This is a genomic window from Bradyrhizobium sp. CCBAU 53338, from assembly GCF_015291665.1.
Taxonomy (GTDB): domain Bacteria; phylum Pseudomonadota; class Alphaproteobacteria; order Rhizobiales; family Xanthobacteraceae; genus Bradyrhizobium.
Genome location: NZ_CP030048.1, coordinates 4,078,640 through 4,099,353 on the forward strand (window position 1 = coordinate 4,078,640; position 20,714 = coordinate 4,099,353).

Sequence of the window (20,714 nt, forward strand, 5' to 3'; positions counted from 1 at the left end):
CCGCATGAAGCGCCCCAACCGAGCCGGTCGCCGGCCGCGCAGCCTGCGCGGCGAATCAGGTGGAATCGGCGAATCCGACGGGAGAGAAACGTAAATGCGCCTCTAATCTTTTCCAATCTTTTCCTGCGGTGTCCCGATGTCGTCGGGCATGCACGATCATTTCAAGGTTACGACGCAGCCACATCTCCCGTGCTTCTACGGGGGTCTGAGGCCCGAGCGCGCTTCATGCCGTGATGGCCTTGGCAGAGCCGACCTCGTTGCGCAGCAGGAATTTCTGGATCTTGCCCGTGGAGGTCTTCGGGATCGGTCCAAACACGACCGCCTTCGGCGTCTTGAAGCCGCTCATATGCGTTCGGCAGAACGCGATGATGTCGGCTTCGCTTGCGCTCGCGCCGTCCTTGAGCTCGACAAAGGCGCAGGGCACTTCGCCCCATTTTGGATCGGGCTTGGCGACGACGGCCGCAAAAAGCACGGCAGGGTGCTTGTAGAGGATGTCCTCAACCTCGACGGAGGAGATGTTCTCGCCGCCGGAAATGATGATGTCCTTGGAGCGGTCCTTGATGGTGACGTAGCCGTGCGCGTCGAGCACGCCGAGATCGCCGGTGTGAAACCAGCCGCCTTCGAAAGCTTCCTTGGTCGCCTTCTCGTTCTTGAGGTAGCCCTTCATCACGATGTTGCCGCGGAACATGACCTCGCCGATGGTCTCGCCGTCGCGCGGCACCTCCTGCATGGTCTGCGGATTGATGACGGTGACGCCTTCCTCGAGCGGGTAGGGCACGCCCTGGCGCCGCTTCATCTTCGCGCGCTCGGCGGCGGGCAACTCATCCCAGCCTGGCTGCTCGGCGCAGACGGAGGCGGGGCCGTAGACTTCGGTCAGGCCGTAGACATGCGTCAGCTTGATGCCGATGCTCTCCGCGCCTTCGAGCACGGCGACCGGCGGCGCCGCGCCGGCGATCAGGCCGACGACGCGGCGGGCGGTGCCGCCCTTCGGCGCATCGGGCGCATTGATCAGCGTGTTGTAGACGATCGGCGCGCCGCACATGTGGGTCACGCCGTGCTGCTTGATCAGTTCGAATATCTTGGTCGGCTCGACCTTGCGCAGGCAGACATTGATGCCTGCGGCGGCCGCAAGGGTCCAGGGAAAGCACCAGCCGTTGCAGTGGAACATCGGCAGCGTCCAGAGATAGACCGGATGCTGGCCGAGATTGCCGGCGAGAATGTTGCTGACGGCGTTCAGATAGGCACCGCGATGATGCGTGACGACGCCCTTGGGATTGCCGGTGGTGCCTGAAGTGTAGCTCAGTGCGATTGCGTCCCATTCATCCCCAGGCGGGATCGCCGTGAAGCTCGGATCGCCTTGCGCAACGGCGGCTTCATAATCGATCTCTCCGATGCGCTTGCCCCCCTTGAAGGATACATCGTCAACGTCGACGATGAACGGCTTCGGTCCCTTCATCTGCGCGAGCGCGTCGGTGATGACGAGTGAAAATTCGGGATCGACCAGAATGATCTTGGCGCCGCCATGATCGAGCTGGAACGCGATGGACGGCGCGTCGAGGCGGATGTTGAGCGCGTTGAGCACGGCACCGGTCATCGGCACGGCAAAATGCGCCTCGTTCATCGCCGGAATGTTCGGCAGCATCGCCGCGACGGTATCGCCGACGCCGATGCCCTTACCCGCCAGATACGACGCAAAGCGCTTGCAGCGTTCATGCGTCTGGGCCCAGGTGAAGCTGCGCCCCTCATAGACCGTGCTGACGTGGTCAGGATAGACGGCGGCGCTGCGCGCGAGGAAGCTCAGCGGCGACAGCGGCACGTAGTTGGCAGGGGTCTTGTCGAGGCCGATATTGTACTGGTTGTTCCGATCGCTCATCGACATCCTCCTTGACGCCGCGCGCTCTACAGGAATCCGATCGAGATCCAGGGGAAGACCGCGACGATGATCAATCCCACCAGCAACGCCAGCAGATAGCCCCAGATCGGCCTGATACCCTCGGCCGGCTCGACCTTTCCGATGGCACAGGCGGCATAATAGCCGACGCCGAACGGCGGGGCGAATAGCCCGATACCCATAGCCAGAATGATGATCATGGCGTAGTGCACTTCATGAACGCCGACGGCGCGGGCGATCGGAAACAGCAGCGGCCCGAACAGCACGATTGCCGGAATGCCCTCCAGCACGCTGCCGAGGATGGTGAAGGCCAGGATCGACACGGCGATGAAGCTCGCAGCTCCCCCCGGCAGTCCGGTCATGGCTGATGCCAGCGAGCGTGAGAAGCCTGATTGCGTCAGGCCCCAGGCCATGCCGGTGGCGGTGCCGATGATCAGCAGGATCGCCCCCGACAGCGCGGCCGTCTCAACCAGCATCGGAAACAGTCGCCGCCAGTCGAAGCGGCGGTAGATGATCAGGCCGACGAGGGCGCCATACACGATGCCGATGGTGGAGACTTCGGTGGCGGTCGCAATGCCTTCGACGACGGCGTAGCGGATCACGAAGGGCAGCGCGAGCGCGGGCAGGGCGATAACGAAGGTCTTGCCGATCTCGGACGCTGTGGCGCGACGGACATGGCTCATGTCCTCGCGGCGATAGCGCCACCACACCAGCGTGCAGAGCGTGAGCGCGAGCACGACGCCGGGCAGCAGGCCGCCGGTGAACAGGGCGGCGATCGAGACGCCGGTGACCGAGCCGATCGTGATCAGCACCAGGCTTGGCGGGATGGTTTCAGTCTGGGCGCCGGTGGCCGCGAGCAGCGCGACGAGATCGCCGGGCTTGGCACCCCGCTGTTTCATCTCCGGGAACAGCACGGGCGCGACTGCAGCCATGTCGGCGGCCTTGGCACCGGAGATGCCGGAGACCAGGTACATGGCGCCGACCAGCACGTAATGCAGACCGCCGCGGACATGGCCGAGCAAGCTCGCCAGGAACGCCACCATGGCCCGCGCCATGCCGGTCATCTCGATCAGCAAGCCCAGGAACACGAAGAGCGGCACGGACAGCAGGATGAGATGGCTCATGCCTTCGTCCATCCGTCCGACCAGTACCATGACCGGCGTGTGCGTGGTCAGCGCCAGATAGCCGAGAATCGCAAGGCCAAAGCCGAACGCAATCGGGACGCCGGCGAATACGCAAAAGCCAGCGACACCGACGAAGAAGATGAGGAGGTTGAGGTTGCCGAGCGGCCGCAGGTAAGGCTGTGCCAGCCAGAACAGCCCGACGACGACAGCGACCGTCAGCGCGGCCGTCAGCACCGTCCGGTAATCGGCCTCGCGTACGAGACGCAACAAGGCAAAGGCCGCCATCAGGCAGATGCCGACCGGTAACGCGACGGCACGCCACATGTTCGAGATCTGGAGCGCCGGCGTGGTGATGAAGCTCTCTTCGTAGGCATAGTCGTAGGCCGGCCAGACGATCATCGCCAGAAACGCCAGCGCGGCTGAGACCGCCACCAGATCGAGCCACGCTCGCGCTGCAGGTCCTGCGCTGGCGACGATCGCGGTCATGCGCATGTGCTCGGAGCGGTGGAACGCCACCGCCGCGCCCAGCATGGCCAGCCACAGGAACAGGATCGAGGCAAGCTCGTCTGACCAGATCAGCGGCCGATGCAAGCCGTAGCGCGCGACCACACCGGCAAACAGGATCGCGATCTCGGCGACGACCAGAATCGCTGCGGGAATCTCAACGGCGAGGCCGAGAACGCGCTCCAGCGAGGCCAGCCATGAAGGTCGGCGAGGGGACTGAACAGCCACCTCGCCCACCATTTCGGTCACCTGAACCTCGACATGAGCCATGACGGCCCCAGCGCGTTACGACAGCTTGCCGACGGACTTTTCCAGGAGCTCCCAGGCCTGCTCGCCATATTTACCCTTCCATTCGGCATAGAAGCCGGCAGCCCGCAGCTTGTCGCGGAAGGGCGCGACCGTGGGCTGGTTGAAGGTCAGGCCCTTGCCGGCGAGCTCCTGCTGGAGGCTGGCGTTCAGCTTGGCGGTATCTTCACGTTCCTTGACCGCGGCGGCATTGATATTCTTGGCGACGATGGCGCGTACGTCCTGTGGGAGCTTTTCCCAGGCTCTCCGGTTGGCCAGGAACCAGAAGCCGTCCCACATGTGGTTGGTGAGCGAGCAGTATTTCTGCACCTCATAGAGCTTTGCCGTCGAGATGATCGCCAGCGGGTTCTCCTGGCCTTCGACGATCTTGGTCTGGAGCGCGGAATAGACCTCGGCGAAATTGATCGACGCGGGCGCCGCGTCGAACGCCTTGAACATCGAGGTCCACAGGGGTGACACCGGCACGCGGATCTTGAAGCCCTTGAAATCATCCGGGCCGGTGATCGGCTTGGTCGATGAGGTGGTCTGGCGGAAGCCGTTGTCCCAGATCTTGTCCATGACCTCGAGGCCGGCCTTCTTGATCTCGCCGCGGACGTAGGCACCGAGGTCGCCGTCCATGGCCTTCCAGACCGTTGGATAGTCCGGAAACGCAAAGCCGATGCCGTTGATCGAGGCCGCCGGCACCAGGGTCGACAGGATCAGGCCGGACAGCGTGAAGAACTCGACGCCGCCGGAACGGATCTGGCTCAGCATGTCGGTGTCGGAACCGAGCTGGTTGTTCGGAAAGATCTGGAGGTCGAACTTGCCGTTGGTCTCGCTCTTGATCGCCGCAGCCATCTCCTTGGCGCGGGCGTTCATCGGGTGCGAGTCAGGCAGGTTGTTGGCGTATTTGTACGAGAACTCGGCGGCCTGGGCACGGGCCACATAGGGCGCGCTGACACCGCCAAAGACGGCGGTCGCGGCGGAGGCCTTAAGAAGCGTGCGGCGGGAAAAACTCATGGGTCTGCTTCCTCGGAAGTTTGTTCTTGTTCTGAGACGCAAACCTATACGGACGTCTGGTCAGCAGTCATCTGCGATCTCGTGAGGCTCGCTTATTGCAGCCGGATCAGGTCGCGGCAATATCGGCTTTCAGACAAGATCATCGATGCTTGCGACGTGTGGATCGATGTTCGGGCCAAGGCGGCGAGAATGTCGAGCCAGTGAAGCTGCGATAGAAGGAAACGGGTGCAACTATCTGATCCAATTAGATATAAATAAATTCCATAATATACCTTATGCGAATTTCAGATAAAGGTAGGGCTGTTGTCGAACGTCGTCGGGACCATCCGCCTTGCGGAGCCCCCGTTCTTCAGCGACGTGACGGAGCAAGCCATCAGCCGGTTGGCCGGTCCAGCTGGCAGGAAGTTGCTTGGAGGGTTCCTTCGAAGCAAGAAGGACGGACGCCATGTCGCCTCGGGCGATCCATACGGCGATCAGGCGGCAACCGATTCGCTTCGCTGGGCACTCTTGCCGACCAACGGGGCAAACTGTTCCGACGTCACCGTTTCGTTTGCGATCAATAGCTCTACACCGGCTTCGAGATCGGCACGCCGCCGTTGCAGGATATCGTGGGCGCAACGCTCGCCCTCCTCGACCAGGTTCCGCACGGCAAGATCGATCTCTCGGCCGGTGGCTTCCGCGGCCGCAACGACCATATCCTGGGGGGCCGCAACAAAGGTTTGCGGTTTGGGCGCGTAGGTGCGTTGGCCGACCGTCTCGTCCATGCCGTATTTGGTCACCATCTCGATGGCGACTTCGGTCGCTCGCTGAAGATCATCTGCGGCGCCGGTCGAAATGGCCCCGTCGAAAATCAGGCGCTCCGACGCGCGTCCTCCCATCAGCACGGCGATGCGGTTTTTCAACTCCCCGGCCGTGAGCAGGAACCTGTCTTCGGTCGGTCGCTGGATGGTGTACCCCAGCGCTCCGATTCCACGTGGAATGATCGACACCTTCTGCACGGGATCGACGCCGGGCAGGCTGGCCGCGACGAGGGCATGTCCCATTTCGTGATATGCAACCCTTCGCCGTTCGTCCTTGCCGAGCACCCTGCTCTTCTTTTCGATCCCGGCCACGATCCGTTCGATCGCCGTGACAAAATCGGCGAACGACACCGCTTCGCCGCTTCGCCTGGTCGCAGCGATGGCGGCCTCGTTGATGAGGTTGGCGAGATCAGCTCCGGTGAATCCGGTCGTGAGACCTGCGACCTTGTCGAGGTCGACATCCTTGCCCAGTTGAATCTTGCGGACGTGCACCTTGAGAATGGCAACGCGTCCAGTCCTGTCCGGCCGGTCCACAAGGACCTGCCGATCGAATCTCCCGGCCCGCAACAGTGCAGGATCGAGGATTTCGGGGCGATTGGTGGCTGCGAGCAGGATCACGCCTGCGCTTGGGTCGAATCCATCGAGTTCCGACAGGAGTTGGTTGAGCGTCTGCTCTTTCTCGTCGTAACCGCCAACCGACAGCGGCCCGCGGCTGCGTCCCAGCGCGTCGAGCTCGTCCACGAAAATGATGCACGGGGCGGCCTTGCGGGCTTGCTCGAACAGATCCCGAACGCGCGCCGCGCCGACCCCGACGAACATCTCGACGAATTCAGAGCCCGAGATCGAGAAGAATGGGACACCGGCCTCGCCCGCAACCGCGCGCGCAAGCAACGTCTTTCCAGTCCCCGGCGGCCCGACCAGCAAAATTCCCTTCGGCACATGGGCCCCGAGGCGGCCGTAACTCTTGGGATCCTTCAGAAACGACACCACCTCCTGAAGCTCGAACTTCGCCTCGTCGACGCCGGCAACATCGGCGAAGGTGACCTTGATGTCCTTTTCGATATAGACCTTGGCGTGCGATTTCCCGATCGACATCAGTCCGCCGAAACCCTGGCGCCCGGCCATGCTCCGCCCAAGCCAGAACCAGATGACGAAGAAGACGATGACCGGGAAAATCCAGGATAGCAGGTTTTGCAGCCCGCTGTTTGCGGGAACGCCGGTCACGCTCACGCCCTTTGCCGCAAGCTTTTCGGCCAGCGCCAGATCAACCCGTGCGGTCACGAAGGCTGATTTTCCGCTCGAGAGCGGTTCCTTCAGTTTTCCCTGTATCGTATCCGGACCGACGGTCACTTCGACGAGCTTGTCCTGGGCGAGCAGTTGCTCAAACTGGCTGTAGGGAATGGTCTCGATCGAGTTGTAGGCAGTGAACATGAACTGCAGCACCACGAGCAGCATGCCGCCCGCGAAGATCAGGGCCATCGCTATCGTCTGCTTGCGGGAAATCTGTTCGGACTCCACCTGCTCCTCCCATCGACGTCGGCCGCAATGGTACCGGGGTCTGTTGGGCGTTTACCGCGACAGCAGTCTGAGCAGATTGCGCTAAGTCAACGCAGGAACGGTTGCGAGTGCCGCTCCAGATTGAGCAAGATCAATTTTCGCATCGCCGACCGTGAGTACGCTTGTCGGCGACCAAGATGGTCAAGCCTCTCAGGAGAAATGATCATGGCAAACGAGACCAAATTACCCGTGACGAAATCTGCAACGTCGCCGACAGTCACTGGACAGACCTGGCGACCGTTTCAGGCATTGAGGAGCGAGATCGACCAGATCTTCGACGAGTTCGGCAACGGCTTCTGGAACCGGCCTTTCCGGTCTCCTGCATGGCTCGAACGCGAACTTGCCAAGTCGATCTCGGCGCCGGCGGTCGATGTCGTCGAAAGCGCCAACGCGTATGAAATCACGGCGGAGCTTCCGGGCCTGGATGAAAAGAACATCGACATCAAGCTGGCCAATGGCGGCCTGACCATCAAGGCCGAGAAACGGGAAGAGACCGAGGAGAAGAAGAAGGACTATTACGTTTCCGAACGCCGCTATGGCACTTTCGAACGGTACTTCACCCTGCCCGACGGCGTTAACGCCGATAAGATCGAAGCGACCTTCAAGAACGGCGTCCTCAAGGTTACGCTTCCGAAGACCGAGGACGCGCAGAAGTCGGCCAAGACGATCAACGTGAAGGCCGCCTGAGCGACATTGCCGAGGCGGGACTACATTCGCAGTCTCGCCTCGGATGACGCGCAATGGTCCATTACTGCGCGGCCACAAAGAGCTTCCTGACCGCGTCGACCGGCACTGCGAACGCAAACCCGCTCCGTCGTGCGAGGACCACCCCGATCAGCTTCCCCTGCATGTTGACCAGCGCGCCGCCCGCATTCCCTTGGCTGACGCGAACGTCCGATTGGATCAGATCGGTATTGGCAATGCCCGGGCACGAACGATGCAAGGCCGACACAATTCCAAGTGTCACGCTCTGTCCCCAATCACCGGGATTGCCGATCGCCAGCACCGGGTCTCCCACGTCGAGCGCACCGGCATAATCGAGCGTCATCGCGCGAAGATGGTCGGGCTCCACCCGGAGCAGCGCAACATCATCTCGATCGGACCGCACGAGCACGAGGGCGTCCAACGCTCGCCCATCCTGGAGCTGAGCCTTTACGACGGTCGCACCGGCGACCAGCTGATTTGCGGTCACGATGAAACCTGCCAGGGCATCCACGACGACACCCGCTCCCTGCCGTTCGCGCAGCCCGGGAGGATCCGGGAATCCGGCTTCCGGATCATAGATCCTCGACTCCGATCGCATACCCCAGGCCCGGATTCCCACCACGGCCGGCGAGATGCGTTTCACGAGAGGCGCAAGGTTCGTGGTCGAAAACGCTTCTGTGTGTTCCCTGTAGAATTCATTGCCTCGGCAGACCCCGGATCCGAGGACGAGCGCCAGACTCAGCGCCGACACGCCTGTCCATTTGAGAGAATGGTAGAAGGAGCTACGCGACATGAGAGACGCCTCCGACGATCCGAGTGACGCTGCTCGGAGAGCCTAACCACAGCGGTTTGGCGCGATTTGAGGATTCTCAAGGTTCGGCACGGCCGTTTCGGAACCTTCCCGTGAACGTCGGGCGCGAGCCCCCGCGCCTTGTTGCGTGCGGCGCTACGGATATTTCCCTAGGTGACGGGCCCGAATTTCAGTTGCCCGACTGATGCGTTAGAAGCAGATCGCCAGCACGCATTCGGGTCGTTGAGCCCGCAGTGAATCACTCGATCTACATCGTAGATAAGACGACCCACCTGAAGGTGGTCGTATTGGTGCTTGTCGGCAGCATCGCCATGATGGCGATGTCGTTGACGGCCCGCATGGCACACCCGGACGTCAATGCGCGAGTGACGGCGGCCCGGACCGTGTACCAGCCTCATTCAGGCCATGCGCTTGCCGAAATGACCCGACTGGAGAAGCATCCGATCTAGATCCCATTTGGTGGAGGATACCCAAATGACGAATGAAGCGATCAAGGCGCTGATGGTGCTCGCGCTCTACGGAGTGCTCGAGATCGCGTTCTTTTCCTCGTCGATCGGCAGCTTTGCCAGGCGTACCGTGCCGTCCAGAAAGCGTCGCGCTGGTAGGTAAATTCGCGAGCGCGGCTCTGAACGATGGCGGCTTTCGCTTTGACTAGAGGGGTTCGTCATCGAGGGTGGACGGCTCCGTCTGAAGCGACACGAAGTCGCCTCCGCCGTAATCCTCCTCGGGATCGGGTTGTTCGGACTGGACACAAAGGCGGTCATCGACCCTCCGAACGCCTGGAACGTTCTCGCACGTCACGATGACTGCCCTACGCGCGTTTCCTGCCTTGACGACGCCACGCAGGGTGACTGTGCCATCCTTCACGCTGACGTTCAGGCAGACCGGTTGCCACGGTATTCCGGCCAGTGCGGCAATAACGGACCGGCGGACCTGATTGTCATCCCTGGCGTAGCCGGAAGCGCTCGTCAGCGGACCGGCAATTGCGGACAGGAAGTCTGATCGGGTGATGATGCCGACGATACGCTCGTCACGCATGATCGGAACATGATTGAAATGCCGCCGCTCCATCAAGTCCGCGACCTCCGCAAGCGTCGCCTGCTCAGTGGTCGAGACCGGTTGGCGGGTCATGACTTCCTCGACCGTGCCTCCGTGTTCCTTCACGAACTCACCTGCGATTCGATTGGTACCGAGCAGCATCGTGAGCAATCGGTTGCGCACGTGCTCCGTCCCGATTTCGGCCCGCCTGAGAAAGTCGCTCTCGCAGAGGATGCCGACCAGTTTCCCCGCCTCGTCCACGACCGGCAGGCCACTGATGTGATGGGCAAGCATCACCTTGACTGCATCGGCGATCGGCGCGTCGGGCCGGATCGTCACGACGCGTCGGGACATGATGTGGTGTGCGCGCATGTCTTTCTCTCCGAGAGACGCAAGAAGTATTTGCCGTGGCAGATGATGTCTTGATCAGGATCAAGTCCGGAACAGGCCGCGGTGCCATCCTGACCGCTGAAATCGGAACACTTCGATCATGCGCATGCGAACGGTTCTGTTGGTTTGGATCCTCGTCACGCTGTTCGCCTCCAGCGCTGCGGCCCCGGCAGACGTGTCTGTCGCACTGTCCGACCTCATGACCAAACTCCAGCTTCAGCACGCGAAATTATGGTTTGCGGGCAAGCTGAGCAATTGGCGCCTGGCGGACTACGAGGTTCAACAGATCGGGGCGAATCTCGAAGCGGCGCGCAAATTGTTGGCAGACCCGTCGCAAGCCGATCGGGTTCAGGAACGGCTTCGGGCCGTGCGCAAGGCACTCCAATCGAAGGACGTTCCCGCGTTCATGGCGTCGTATGGCGCTCTGACAAACGAGTGCAACGGGTGCCATCGGAGCAGCGGATATGCCTCGATCGTCATGCAGATCCCGCTCACCCTACCCGTCCCCAATCAGTTGTTCGTCGACCAGGTGTCCGAGGGCCGTGCGCTTGCCAATGCATCTTGCGGGACCTGCCACCTCGTCGCTGATACCGTGAGGGACACGCCTGCCTTCCGTCCACCACCACCAGGCTTTCCGGAGATCGTCAGCCGACCCTCGTTCTCCGCCGACGGCCTCCGGCAGTTCCTGACGTCAAGCCATCGGCGCCTCGGTCCGGATCAGGCCATGCCGAATCCGAGACTCTCCGAATCTCAGATCGAAGCCATCGTGGCCTATCTGGAGACTTTGCGCGCGGACCAGCGTCACTGAGACCAAGCCGTCAGCCGAAATCGGCGATACAGGCATCGAATGCGAACGTCGCTTGATAGATGTGCCCGCGTATCAGCCGGTGCCGATAGTCGGTCAGGTACTGCGCCGCGACGTCGCTCCAGATGGCGAGAAATCCCGATCCGCGCATCGCCCTCCTGCTCATGCTTTGCCCGCCGCCGCGAGCCCATGCAGAGCCGGCGGGATGGTTGCGGGCAATTGTCCGAGCCGCTGAACGGCCGCCAGCATCGCGGCGAGATAGCCATACGGGCCGAGGCCGCAAATCATGGCCGTGCAGGCGCTCGACGTGATCGAGTGGCGGTGCAACTCGTCGCGGGCGTGAATGTTCGAGATATGCAGCTCGATCTTCACGCCCTCGAAGATCTTCAGCGCATCGATCAGCGCGATCGACGTGAAGGAATAGGCGGCCGGGTTGATGATGATCGCGTCCGCCGTGCCGTGCGCGGACTGGATCAGGCTGACGAGTTCGCCCTCCATGTTGGACTGATGGAACGAGAGCGAGACCCCGAGTTGGTCGGCCATCGCCTGGCAGCCCGTCTCGATCTCCTTGAGCGTCGTCCGACCGTAAATATGCGGCTCCCTGATGCCGAGGAAATTGAGATTGGGCCCGTTGAGGATCATGATTTTGGCGGCCATTGCCCTGCTCCGTTCCAATTGTTTTTCGCTACGACCAGCCGCGAACCATTTTGCCGGAATCGTCACCAGTCCGGGGAACAATACCATCCCGAACAGGACGATCAGCTGCCCAATCATGAAGGGCCAGATCGTCGGCGTACGACGCCGCGCAGGACCTTTGGAAACACCGCATCGATTAGCGCAACGGCAATTGCTCCAACTGGCTTTGCGCCTTCCTTACGGTCGCAGCGAACCAGCTCTGGCTTGGTGCTTCCCTGGCGAAACACTTCGTGTAGGCATCCATCGCCTGATCTTCCCTGGCCATGGAATCCTGCGGGACCTTCCTGGCCATCATCTGCTTCCAGATCTTTTCGCAAGCCGCGATCTCGGCCGTCTTCACGGCTCCGCTTGCCGCGAGGAAATAGACCTTATCGCCCCGGATCGCCACCACATCGATCTCGTGCGGCGGCCCCTTCAAATCGCCATTGCCGCGGACGCCGAGCACGGCCACTGCGGCACTGACAGACGCCGGCTTTGTGATCGGCAATTCTGCATATTTGGCGAAGGCCGCGTCCTGGATGGCCTGATAGTAGAAGCGATCCGATCGGATCGCCGCATCGATCTCCTGCGGCATGCCGTCCTTGCAGTGCTCGCGCAGCCAGTGTTTGAGCAGCGAAATCGTGGTCACCACGGCCTGCTGCTTGTCGCCTTCGGTGGCAAAGCCGAGCCCGTCGAGATGGCCGAACCCGATGTCCTCCTTGAACAGCGTGTCGACGTTCGATTTGCCATCGGCCGGGAGCCCCTTGATCGTGACGGGACCGACAAAGCCACGCAGTATCCCTGTCGACTCGCTGAGGGCCGCATCGTGCTGCCTAGAGGTCTCGTCGCTTTCCTTGGCCTTCGAGAACTTTGCAATGTAGCGGTCGCGCAGGTCGAGATAGTGCTGCTCGGGAGACGCCGCGTTTACGCGCGCCGCGAAGGCGAGCAGGCAGAGCAAGGCGAGCAATCTCATTGCGACGTCCTGAAGGCCGGGAGCGATCTTCAGTCTTGGTGGCGTTGTTGGTCCGGAAGGTTCATCCCGGCGGGGCGCCCTGCCGACGGCCGGCTAGCCTTTGTGGCAGCACGACCCGCTGCCGGCGCCGGCGCGGGTCTGATCGCTGGCCAGCACGCTGCGGCTGTTACGATCAGGCGGAATGTCGCCGGCGGCGTTGGCTGCGAAGAAACCGGTCGGCTTCAGCGTGAAGCCGGCATATTCGACCGGCATGATCGGAAAATCCTCGGGCTTGCAGATATGGGTGTGGCCAAACGAGTGCCACAACACGATATCCGTATTCTCGATGCTGCGGTTCTGCGCGACGTAGCGCGGCAGGCCGTCGCCCCCGGCATGGTTGTTGGGATAATCGCCGCTGGCGTACTTTTCCGCCGCGTCGAAGGCGGTGACCCAGACATGCCTGGTGGCAAAACCGCCGCGCTTGCGCACGTAGCTGCCCTCCTGCGCCAGCATCAATGGGCTCGGATTGACGACGAGCTTGTACGCGGGCGCATTGCCGACCGAATTGGTCTCGTTGGGGTTGCTGATCTTCCAGAACCGGCCGGTCTCGCCATTGGCAATGGCCGCCGCATCCCGCTCGCGTGACAATACGCGCGTCGTCGTGTCGAACACGTTGCCGTGCGGATTGTCGCGTCCCCAGGGCCGCGGCACGAACTCGTGCTCGCTGACGGTGTTGCCGCCGCCGTCGAGATCCATGTGCATGCGCACGTTGAAGAAGTGCTGATGCGTGGGGCCGCCCAGATTGTCGTCGACCATGCCGCCCCATTTGTACTTCTCGCCCGGCTGCACGGCGGCGGTCTGGATGATGCCGGTGAGTTTTGTCTCTAACTGGATCGTTCCGTCCTGATAGAGATACCAGTAGAAGCCATAGTCGTAATTGCCGACGGTCGCGAAGAACGAGATGACGAGGCGCCTTGAACGCCGGACCTCAAACAGGCCGTTGCGGAATTCGTAGTGTTTCCAGGCAATTCCATAGTCTTCTTCATGCAAGCAGATGGCGTTCTGCATGACGAAGGGCTCGCCCTTGTTGTCGGCGGCCGGCACGTCGAAATAGTGGATATTGCCGAGGCAGTCGCAGCCGAGTTCGAGTGCGTTGGCGAGCATGCCGAGCCCGTATTCGCCGGCATCAAACGCCGACTTCCAGAAATGGTTCGCGGTCGGATCGGCGTAAGGCACCACCATCTCGGTGACGCTGGCGCGATGGATCAGCGAACGCTTCCGGTCGCCGTCCTGGTAGGCAAGCTGGTGCAGCACCAGTCCCTCGCGCGGCGTGAAGCCGGCGCGAAAGCTCCATTTCTGCCAGTCGACCTTCCAGCCATCGACCCTGAAGCTCGCGCCCTCAGGCTGCTCGATATGCAGCGGCTTGATGTCGGTGCGCGGATTGGTGACTTCGTGCGCACCGTAGTTTCGTTTCTTGCGCGGGATCGGCACGACCGGATCCTCGTCGGTGAGGTCGATGACCTTGCCGCCGATCAGATCGACGACGGCAACGACGCCCTCGATCGGATGGGCGTAGCCGTTGTCCTGGAGATACTCCCGGAAGAAGCTGACGGCACGAACGATGCGCGCACCGCGCTCGTACTCATAGTCGAAGAAGCCTGAAGAAAACGGGTCGACCTGGACCAGTTCGATGTCCTTGTCCGTGAGGCCGCGCCGAACCATTGCCGCACGCCAGCCGGGATCGGCCTTGACCACGGCCTCGCACTTGAAGAACTCCTCCAGCATGACCGATGGCTGTCCAAAGGGCGCCTCGCGGTTCGGAATGACTTTGCGGCCGACGATCTCCTTGCTTGCGAGATCGACGATGTGCTCGGTCGCTTCGCCCGTCATCACGTCGAGCGTCAGCGCAAAGGCGCGGCGCGGCACGCTGCCTGCGGCCAACTCCTGCTTGGTAGGCTCCTCCAGCCGCACAGTCGGGAAGCGGCAGCTTTCCGGCGAGACGGCTGCTGCACGCACCACCGTGCAGGCCGCGGTAATCTCCTCCGCCGTCAGCGGATCGAGCGGATGCAGCGTCGCGCTCTGCGCCTGCGATTTGGCTTTGGCGGTATCGAGCATCGTGATGTCCAGAAATCAGCGTGGAGCGAGATGTGTCGTGATGGCGCGGAAGGCCGCGAACCAGCGTTGGTCGATCGGGACGTCCATCGCCTTGGGCTGCGTCGCGAGCTTGACGATGACGGTATCCGAATCGAGATCGACATAGAGGTGCTGGCCGTGAATGCCGATCCCGGTCAGCGCATTGCGCGAGGGGTCGATCGTGAACCATTTGCTGCGGTAGCGCGCACCCGGGAAGTACTCGGCGAGGTCGCCGTCGGCCCAGGCCTTGGGATCGCCGTTCTCTCTGATATCGTCGATCCACCAGCCCGGCACCACCTGCCGCCCCTCCACCACGCCGCGATTGCGCATCATCTCGCCGAAGCGCAGCAGATCGCGCGCGGTCACGGAGATACCGCCCGCGAGGCGGCCCATGCCGTGGCTATCGAGGGTGAGCGAGCCGTCCTCCTCGGCACCCAAGGGCTGCCAGAGATAGTCGGAGAGGATACGATGGTAAGGCATGCCGCAGGCACGCTCATAGACCCAGCCTAGCACCTCGGTGTTGGTCGAGACGTAGTGAAACACCTTGCCGTGTGGCTTGCCGGTGCCGCGCAGCGTGGCGAGATAGGCCCGTTGATGGCCTGGCTCGACGCCAGGCGGCGGCACGTCCCACCCTGAAGAGAACCGGTAGCGCGCGACGTCGCCGGCGGGGTCCTCGTAGTCCTCCTCGAACTGGATGGCGACGGCCATGTCGAGCAGGTTGCGCACCGTGCAGCCGCCATAGACCGAAGTCTCGAGCTCCGGGATGTAGCGCACCACCCTCGCTTCCGGATCGACCAGGCCGCGCGCGGCAAGTACGCCGCCGAGCGTGCCGGCGATCGCCTTGCTGATCGAGCAGATCAGGTGCGGCGTGATCACGCTCATGCCGTCGCCGTACCATTCGTGGATCAGCGTGCCTCGATGCATCACCAGCAGCGCATCGGCAAAGGTTTCCCGCAGCGTCGCCTCGATCATGGTCGCCTTGCCGTCGGGCGCGGTGAAGCCAAGCTTCGCCAACTCGCGCGGCGCGCTCGGCATGGGCGTCGGTCGGGCGGAGCGGCGGATGTCGGCGGTCGGCAGCACTTCGCGAACGTGAGTGAAGCCCCAGCGTATCGCGGGAAAACTGCGCCAGTTGGCGCGGGTCACCTGGACCTCGGGCGCGGGCGGGCTGCCGCGCATGATCTCGGTCGGTCGCATCTCGATCCCTCCGCAAGGCCCGGCCTCGCTGCCGGGAATGGCAATGAGCCAGCCTGCACAGCGGCCGCGCTGAGCGTTATCGAGATCCCGCAATATTTTGCTGGACAGCGCCCGGGGCCGTGCCAAGCTGGCGCGGCCCTTGCTCGCTGTCCGGCTTGTAAATTCAGACGTATTATTATGGACTTAAGCGCAATTCTTCCGATTCAAGACTCGGCTGCAAACCTGTTCGAGGCGAGCAGCACCGATGTGGACGAGCATTGCGCAGCGCTCGGCCGCTGGCGGCTGAATTACGACCAGATCAGCGCCGGCGCATTCTCCGGCAGCTTTACCCAGCTCTCGCTCCCCCGCGTCGATGTGTTCCGCGAGATCACCAGCCAGCAGGTCCGCCAATACGGCCAACTTGGTGCCGACAGCTTTGGCATCGGCCTGCCCTGGCGCGGCGATGGCGAGGTCAATTGCAATGGCACCAGCGTTGCAGGCAAACAAGTGATCGCCTGCATCGACGCCGAGGTCGACATGTGCACGCCGAAGGCGTTTGAACTCCGCGGTGTCGTGACCGGCGTGGCTCTGATCGAGGAGCTTGCCGCCAACCTCGGCATCGAGCTGCCGCGTTCGGTCTGGCACCAACTGCTGGCGATGGAGATGGCGGAGGCGCCGGTCGCACGGCTGCGTACCCATCTTGCCGCGATCCAGGAAACCATCGCGACCGCGCCCGAACGTTTTGACGATCCGGCCGCCCGGCAGGCGCTGGAGGATGCGCTCCTCGTCGAGATCATGGATATGCTGCCCACGGCGCGCCCTGCCGATCCCGGCCGCAGCGCCCTGGCGCGCAAGCACACCGTGGACCGCGCCCGCGCGCTGATGCATGGCAGCGGCGACCGCTCGCTCTCGCTGCTGGAGGTCTGCAAGGCGGTCGGCGCCAGTCCGCGCAAGCTCGGCTATTGCTTCCAGGAGGTGTTGGGCACGAGCCCGATGCATTATTGGCGCGCGATGCGGCTCAACCGCGTCCGGCGCGACCTCAAGCGCGGCACGGATGCGTCAGTCTACGACGTCGCCGTGCAGTACGGCTTCTGGCACTTCAGCCAGTTCTCGCTCGACTATAAGCGCCATTTCTCAGAGCTGCCTTCGGAAACGCTGCGGCGGTCGAAGCTCGCCGCCTGACGCGGATCAGCGGTGCCGCGGCCGGCGATTAACCCGGCGCGCCAGATAACCGCCAGCGCTCTGCACGAGCAGCGAAGGCCTTTCGCCTCAGGTGCCTTCGAACTGGCGGTCATGCGCCCTCCCCCTGAATCGTCGTCGCACCGCGCGGCCCATCGACCGGATCGTCCCCGCAAGCGTATGGCCTAGCTAGCGCCCCTTGAAGTGCGGCTTGCGGCGCCCCAAAAACGCTTCGACGCCTTCCTTGTGGTCGTCGCTGAGGCTCGCCAGCGCGAACTGGTCGAGGTCCATGTGGCTGGCGAGATCGTCCAGCGCATGCGCAAGCCGGTTGACGGTGAGCTTGGTCATGGCAACCGAGAGCGGCGGCTGCGCGGCGACCTTGCGGGCCAGCTCCATCGCGGCATCGAAGGCCCTGCCGGGGTCCACGACCTGCTCGACCAGGCCCCATTCATAGGCTTCGTCGGCGGTGATGCGTTCATCGGCCAGGATCACCGCCTGCTTGGTGCGGGCAGGTCCGATCAGATGCAGCATGCGCGGGATGCTCTGCCAGCTCATGTTCATGCCGAGCCCGATCTCGGGCACACGCAGATGCGCGTCGCTCCCCATGACGCGAAAGTCGAGCGCGACAGCAAGCGCCACGCCGCCGCCAATGCAGAAGCCTTCGATCGCGGCGATCGTGATCTGCTCCATCTCGTGCCAGGCATGCGTCAGGCGCGGTCCGAGCTTGAGATGCCGCCGCAGCGTGCCAAGGTCCATCTCCTTGCGCGCACGCCCTTCGGCGTCCTTCAGGTCGAAACCGGCGCTGAAGGCACCCACATTCCCCGTCAAGACCACGACGGAAGTCGCCGCGTCGTCCTCGAAACTGCGCGCGGCCGCCGTGAGCTGGCGCATCGCGTCCGGCGACAGGGCGTTGATGCCGTCATCGCGGTCGAACCGCACCACCGCGATCCGTCCCTCGGGCCCAAGACCTTTCTCGATCTTGACGAAGTCTTTCATGGGCGCCTCCAAGGTCGATTTTTCTTTGATCGTAGCGCGCAAACGGCGTCAGGAATATGAGACCGATCGTGGCGCAACGAATGCTCGACAGGCAAGGGCCATGCGCTTAGTCTTTCGGGCCATGAGCGACGATCACGACCACCATCATCACGACGACGATCATTCGGAATTGTCGGAGACCGAGCTGCGCGTGCGCGCGCTCGAGACGATTCTGACAGAAAAAGGCTATGTCGAACCGGCCGCGCTCGACGCCATCATCCAGGCCTACGAGACCAAGATCGGCCCGCATAATGGCGCGCGCGTCGTCGCCAGGGCCTGGACCGATCCGGCGTTCAAGAAGGCGCTGCTGGAGGACGGCAGCAAGGCGATCGGCACGCTCGGCCATGTCAGCCGCGTCGGCGACCATCTCGTCGTGGTCGAGAACACGCCGCAGCGTCACAACATGGTCGTGTGTACGCTATGCTCCTGCTACCCCTGGGAAATGCTGGGTCTGCCGCCGGTCTGGTACAAGGCCTCGCCCTACCGTTCGCGTGCGGTGAAGGACCCGCGCGGTGTGCTCGCCGACTTCGACGTCATACTGCCGAAGGACATTGAGATCCGGGTCTGGGATTCCACCGCCGAGACGCGCTTCCTGGTGCTGCCGATGCGCCCTGCGGGCACCGAAGGCTGGAGCGAGGAACAGCTCGCCGAGCTCGTCACGCGCGACTCCATGATCGGCACTGGGTTTCCCAAAACGCCGGGAGCGCCGTCGTGAACGGCGTCCATGACATGGGCGGCATGGATGGGTTCGGCAAGGTCGAAGCCGAGCCGAACGAGCCGATGTTTCATGAGGAATGGGAGTCGCGCGTGCTCGCCATGGTGCGCGCGATGGGCGCGGCCGGTGCGTTCAACATCGACACCTCGCGCTTCTATCGCGAGACGCTTCCGCCACACGTGTACCTGTCGAGCTCCTACTACAAGAAGTGGTTCCTCGGCCTCGAGGAGATGCTGATCGAGAAGGGCTACCTTACCCGCGAGGAGGTTGCCGCCGGCCATGCGATGCAGCCCGGCAAGGCGCTCAAGCACGGCAAGTTCGATCTCGCCAATGTCGAGCGCATCATGGTGCGCGGCAAGTTTGCCCGCCCAGCGCCTGCGCCCGCCAAATTCAACATCGGCGATCGCGTTCGCGCCAAGAACATTCATCCCACCACGCACACGCGGCTGCCGCGCTACGTGCGCGGCCATGTCGGCGTGGTCGAGCTGAACCATGGCTGCCACGTGTTTCCTGACACGGCCGCGATGGAGCTCGGCGAGAATCCGCAATGGCTCTATACGGTCGTGTTTGCAGGCCGTGATCTCTGGGGCGCGGATGGTGATCCGACCCTGAAGGTCTCGATCGATGCGTTCGAGCCCTACCTGGACCCGGCGTGATGAGCAGTGAGGCTGCTGCCGCCGCGACGGCGGCCATTCCGAGCATTCCGCGCGACGATGACGGCCCGGTTTTCCGCGCGCCCTGGGAAGCCCACGCCTTTGCGATGGCCTTGAGCCTGCACGACCGTGGCGTGTTCACCTGGCCCGAATGGGCTGCAGCACTCGCCGACGAAATCAAGCGCGCGCAGGCCGCCGGCGATCCTGACACCGGCGAGACCTACTATCTGCACTGGCTCGCCACACTGGAGGGCCTCGTCGCGCGCAAGGGCGTCGCGTCGATGGATACACTGCATCGCTATCGCAATGCCTGGGATCATGCGGCTGATCGCACGCCGCACGGCAAGCCGATCGAGCTAAAGCCGGAGGATTTTGGCTAGCTGGTGCCGTTTGTCGTCGCCCGGCTTGACCAATGACCAACCAGTCAGTGATGTGTCCGAACAGGTGTCAGCCATGTCTCCAGACTAAACATTTCGCGGGCAATGACACCATTTCGTTGGCTACCTCTGCGCCACAAACTCCCGCCATCCCTTCGCGCGCAGGCTGCACGCCGGGCATTCGCCACAGCCATAGCCCCAATCGTGCTGCGCGCCGCGTTCGCCGAGATAACAGGTGTGGGACTGCTCGCGGATGAGATCGACCAGCGCGTCGCCGCCGAGGTCATGCGCGAGCTTCCATGTTGCGGCCTTGTCGATCCACATCAGCGGCGTATGCAGTTCGAACTTCCTTGCCATACCGAGCGAGAGCGCCGACTGCATCGCGCGGATGGTATCGTCGCGGCAATCGGGATAGCCGGAATAGTCGGTCTCGCACATGCCGCCGACGATGTGGGTAATTCCCCGACGATAGGCCAGCGCCGCGGCGAACGTCAAAAACACCAGATTGCGGCCGGGCACAAACGTGTTCGGCAACCCGTCGGCGCCCATTGCGATCGCGACATCGCGCGTCAGCGCCGTCTCCGACACGGCCGCCAAGGTCGGGATGGACAACGTGTGGCTCTCACCGAGTTTTGCAGCCCAATCCGCGCGAAGACCCTTGATGCCGTCGACCAGCCGGTCGCGGCAGTCGAGCTCGACGGCGTGGCGCTGGCCGTATTCGAACCCCAGCGTCTCCACGCGGGCGAAGCGGCTCAGCGCCCAGGCGAGACAGGTGGTGGAGTCCTGGCCCCCGGAAAACAGCACCAGCGCGGTTTGTGATGAAAATGCGTCACTCATGGCCTTGCGCTTTAGCATTGCAGGACGTGTCAGCCAATCGGTGGAAATCGGCCCT

General features: G+C 63.0%; 21 protein-coding genes. 8 read left to right on the forward strand and 13 right to left on the reverse strand.

Features of this window, described 5'->3' with window-relative positions:
• Positions 1-223: 223 nt before the first annotated feature.
• From XH90_RS19175 to ftsH, 4 genes are all read right to left on the reverse strand, one after another.
• Complete coding sequence (locus XH90_RS19175) at positions 224-1,873, reverse strand: acyl-CoA synthetase (protein WP_194475917.1); 1,650 nt, start codon at positions 1,871-1,873, stop codon at positions 224-226.
• A gap of 26 nt (positions 1,874-1,899) precedes the next feature.
• Positions 1,900-3,789 (reverse strand): TRAP transporter large permease subunit, encoded by a 1,890-nt coding sequence (locus tag XH90_RS19180; protein ID WP_194475918.1) that lies wholly within the window; start codon positions 3,787-3,789, stop codon positions 1,900-1,902.
• 15 nt (positions 3,790-3,804) lie between these two features.
• A complete protein-coding gene (locus XH90_RS19185) occupies positions 3,805-4,824 on the reverse strand; it encodes a TRAP transporter substrate-binding protein (protein WP_194475919.1) in 1,020 nt (339 codons plus the stop codon).
• Positions 4,825-5,297: 473 nt separating this feature from the next.
• Positions 5,298-7,103, reverse strand: coding sequence for an ATP-dependent zinc metalloprotease FtsH (ftsH, locus tag XH90_RS19190; RefSeq protein ID WP_210348739.1), 1,806 nt, complete (start codon positions 7,101-7,103; stop codon positions 5,298-5,300).
• Positions 7,104-7,346: 243 nt separating this feature from the next.
• On the opposite strand from ftsH, the gene XH90_RS19195 reads away from it, so the two are divergent.
• Positions 7,347-7,868 carry an Hsp20/alpha crystallin family protein gene (locus XH90_RS19195; protein WP_194475921.1) on the forward strand — a complete coding sequence of 174 codons (522 nt, stop codon included), beginning with the start codon at positions 7,347-7,349 and terminating at the stop codon, positions 7,866-7,868.
• 61 nt (positions 7,869-7,929) lie between these two features.
• Here XH90_RS19195 and XH90_RS19200 read toward each other — a convergent pair whose 3' ends face one another.
• Positions 7,930-8,679, reverse strand: a complete 750-nt coding sequence (locus XH90_RS19200; protein ID WP_194475922.1) for a trypsin-like peptidase domain-containing protein — start codon at positions 8,677-8,679, stop codon at positions 7,930-7,932.
• Positions 8,680-8,930: 251 nt separating this feature from the next.
• Here XH90_RS19200 and XH90_RS19205 point away from each other — a divergent pair, with 251 nt between their 5' ends.
• Together XH90_RS19205 and XH90_RS39635 are read left to right on the forward strand one after the other, a co-directional pair.
• Entirely contained in the window at positions 8,931-9,146 is a 216-nt protein-coding gene (locus XH90_RS19205; RefSeq protein WP_194475923.1) for a hypothetical protein, read from the forward strand.
• A gap of 25 nt (positions 9,147-9,171) precedes the next feature.
• Positions 9,172-9,306: a hypothetical protein gene (locus tag XH90_RS39635; protein ID WP_256442382.1), complete on the forward strand. Its 135-nt coding sequence runs from the start codon at positions 9,172-9,174 to the stop codon at positions 9,304-9,306.
• 42 nt (positions 9,307-9,348) lie between these two features.
• Here XH90_RS39635 and XH90_RS19210 read toward each other — a convergent pair whose 3' ends face one another.
• The gene (locus XH90_RS19210; RefSeq protein WP_194475924.1) at positions 9,349-10,107 is read right to left on the reverse strand and encodes a CBS domain-containing protein; all 759 of its coding nucleotides are present in this window, start codon (positions 10,105-10,107) and stop codon (positions 9,349-9,351) included.
• Between the two features lie 124 nt (positions 10,108-10,231).
• Here XH90_RS19210 and XH90_RS19215 point away from each other — a divergent pair, with 124 nt between their 5' ends.
• On the forward strand, positions 10,232-10,933 hold the full coding sequence (locus tag XH90_RS19215) for a cytochrome c (protein ID WP_246755530.1): 702 nt from the start codon (positions 10,232-10,234) through the stop codon (positions 10,931-10,933).
• Between the two features lie 10 nt (positions 10,934-10,943).
• On the opposite strand, the gene XH90_RS19220 is transcribed toward XH90_RS19215, so the two are convergent.
• The 5 genes from XH90_RS19220 to XH90_RS19240 all read right to left on the reverse strand — a co-directional run bounded on the left by XH90_RS19220 (position 10,944) and on the right by XH90_RS19240 (position 15,884).
• Entirely contained in the window at positions 10,944-11,096 is a 153-nt protein-coding gene (locus XH90_RS19220) for a hypothetical protein (RefSeq protein WP_194482908.1), read from the reverse strand.
• Positions 11,093-11,587 carry a type II 3-dehydroquinate dehydratase gene (locus XH90_RS19225; RefSeq protein WP_194475926.1) on the reverse strand — a complete coding sequence of 165 codons (495 nt, stop codon included), beginning with the start codon at positions 11,585-11,587 and terminating at the stop codon, positions 11,093-11,095. The genes XH90_RS19220 and XH90_RS19225 overlap by 4 nt, the downstream gene beginning before the upstream one ends.
• 175 nt (positions 11,588-11,762) lie before the next feature.
• Complete coding sequence (locus XH90_RS19230; RefSeq protein ID WP_194475927.1) at positions 11,763-12,578, reverse strand: hypothetical protein; 816 nt, start codon at positions 12,576-12,578, stop codon at positions 11,763-11,765.
• Positions 12,579-12,671: 93 nt separating this feature from the next.
• Positions 12,672-14,672: a primary-amine oxidase gene (locus XH90_RS19235; RefSeq protein ID WP_194475928.1), complete on the reverse strand. Its 2,001-nt coding sequence runs from the start codon at positions 14,670-14,672 to the stop codon at positions 12,672-12,674.
• A 15-nt stretch (positions 14,673-14,687) separates the two neighbouring features.
• Entirely contained in the window at positions 14,688-15,884 is a 1,197-nt protein-coding gene (locus XH90_RS19240) for a serine hydrolase (RefSeq protein WP_194475929.1), read from the reverse strand.
• Positions 15,885-16,061: 177 nt separating this feature from the next.
• Between XH90_RS19240 and XH90_RS19245 the strand changes: the two genes are divergently transcribed.
• Complete coding sequence (locus XH90_RS19245) at positions 16,062-17,045, forward strand: helix-turn-helix domain-containing protein (RefSeq protein ID WP_194475930.1); 984 nt, start codon at positions 16,062-16,064, stop codon at positions 17,043-17,045.
• Positions 17,046-17,231: 186 nt separating this feature from the next.
• On the opposite strand, the gene XH90_RS19250 is transcribed toward XH90_RS19245, so the two are convergent.
• Positions 17,232-18,038 carry an enoyl-CoA hydratase/isomerase family protein gene (locus tag XH90_RS19250; protein ID WP_194475931.1) on the reverse strand — a complete coding sequence of 269 codons (807 nt, stop codon included), beginning with the start codon at positions 18,036-18,038 and terminating at the stop codon, positions 17,232-17,234.
• A gap of 121 nt (positions 18,039-18,159) precedes the next feature.
• Here XH90_RS19250 and nthA point away from each other — a divergent pair, with 121 nt between their 5' ends.
• The 3 genes from nthA to XH90_RS19265 are packed head-to-tail and all read left to right on the forward strand — an operon-like array spanning position 18,160 to position 19,825.
• Positions 18,160-18,792 (forward strand): nitrile hydratase subunit alpha, encoded by a 633-nt coding sequence (gene nthA / locus XH90_RS19255; protein ID WP_194482740.1) that lies wholly within the window; start codon positions 18,160-18,162, stop codon positions 18,790-18,792.
• Positions 18,789-19,448 (forward strand): nitrile hydratase subunit beta, encoded by a 660-nt coding sequence (gene nthB / locus XH90_RS19260; RefSeq protein WP_194475932.1) that lies wholly within the window; start codon positions 18,789-18,791, stop codon positions 19,446-19,448. The genes nthA and nthB overlap by 4 nt, the downstream gene beginning before the upstream one ends.
• Complete coding sequence (locus tag XH90_RS19265) at positions 19,448-19,825, forward strand: nitrile hydratase accessory protein (RefSeq protein ID WP_194475933.1); 378 nt, start codon at positions 19,448-19,450, stop codon at positions 19,823-19,825. The genes nthB and XH90_RS19265 overlap by 1 nt, the downstream gene beginning before the upstream one ends.
• Before the next feature lie 120 nt (positions 19,826-19,945).
• Here XH90_RS19265 and queC read toward each other — a convergent pair whose 3' ends face one another.
• A complete protein-coding gene (queC, locus tag XH90_RS19270; protein ID WP_194475934.1) occupies positions 19,946-20,659 on the reverse strand; it encodes a 7-cyano-7-deazaguanine synthase QueC in 714 nt (237 codons plus the stop codon).
• Positions 20,660-20,714 lie beyond the last annotated feature (55 nt).

Excerpts from the sequence above, each read along its gene's own strand:
- XH90_RS19175 (WP_194475917.1), bottom strand. The coding sequence starts at position 1,873 with ATGAGCGATCGGAACAACCAGTACAATATCGGCCTCGACAAGACCCCT.
- XH90_RS19180 (WP_194475918.1), bottom strand. The coding sequence starts at position 3,789 with ATGGCTCATGTCGAGGTTCAGGTGACCGAAATGGTGGGCGAGGTGGCT.
- XH90_RS19185 (WP_194475919.1), bottom strand. The coding sequence starts at position 4,824 with ATGAGTTTTTCCCGCCGCACGCTTCTTAAGGCCTCCGCCGCGACCGCC.
- ftsH (WP_210348739.1), bottom strand. The coding sequence starts at position 7,103 with ATGGCCCTGATCTTCGCGGGCGGCATGCTGCTCGTGGTGCTGCAGTTC.
- XH90_RS19195 (WP_194475921.1), top strand. The coding sequence starts at position 7,347 with ATGGCAAACGAGACCAAATTACCCGTGACGAAATCTGCAACGTCGCCG.
- XH90_RS19200 (WP_194475922.1), bottom strand. The coding sequence starts at position 8,679 with ATGTCGCGTAGCTCCTTCTACCATTCTCTCAAATGGACAGGCGTGTCG.
- XH90_RS39635 (WP_256442382.1), top strand. The coding sequence starts at position 9,172 with ATGACGAATGAAGCGATCAAGGCGCTGATGGTGCTCGCGCTCTACGGA.
- XH90_RS19210 (WP_194475924.1), bottom strand. The coding sequence starts at position 10,107 with ATGCGCGCACACCACATCATGTCCCGACGCGTCGTGACGATCCGGCCC.
- XH90_RS19215 (WP_246755530.1), top strand. The coding sequence starts at position 10,232 with ATGCGAACGGTTCTGTTGGTTTGGATCCTCGTCACGCTGTTCGCCTCC.
- XH90_RS19220 (WP_194482908.1), bottom strand. The coding sequence starts at position 11,096 with ATGAGCAGGAGGGCGATGCGCGGATCGGGATTTCTCGCCATCTGGAGC.
- XH90_RS19225 (WP_194475926.1), bottom strand. The coding sequence starts at position 11,587 with ATGGCCGCCAAAATCATGATCCTCAACGGGCCCAATCTCAATTTCCTC.
- XH90_RS19230 (WP_194475927.1), bottom strand. The coding sequence starts at position 12,578 with ATGAGATTGCTCGCCTTGCTCTGCCTGCTCGCCTTCGCGGCGCGCGTA.
- XH90_RS19235 (WP_194475928.1), bottom strand. The coding sequence starts at position 14,672 with ATGCTCGATACCGCCAAAGCCAAATCGCAGGCGCAGAGCGCGACGCTG.
- XH90_RS19240 (WP_194475929.1), bottom strand. The coding sequence starts at position 15,884 with ATGCGACCGACCGAGATCATGCGCGGCAGCCCGCCCGCGCCCGAGGTC.
- XH90_RS19245 (WP_194475930.1), top strand. The coding sequence starts at position 16,062 with ATGGACTTAAGCGCAATTCTTCCGATTCAAGACTCGGCTGCAAACCTG.
- XH90_RS19250 (WP_194475931.1), bottom strand. The coding sequence starts at position 18,038 with ATGAAAGACTTCGTCAAGATCGAGAAAGGTCTTGGGCCCGAGGGACGG.
- nthA (WP_194482740.1), top strand. The coding sequence starts at position 18,160 with ATGAGCGACGATCACGACCACCATCATCACGACGACGATCATTCGGAA.
- XH90_RS19265 (WP_194475933.1), top strand. The coding sequence starts at position 19,448 with ATGAGCAGTGAGGCTGCTGCCGCCGCGACGGCGGCCATTCCGAGCATT.
- queC (WP_194475934.1), bottom strand. The coding sequence starts at position 20,659 with ATGAGTGACGCATTTTCATCACAAACCGCGCTGGTGCTGTTTTCCGGG.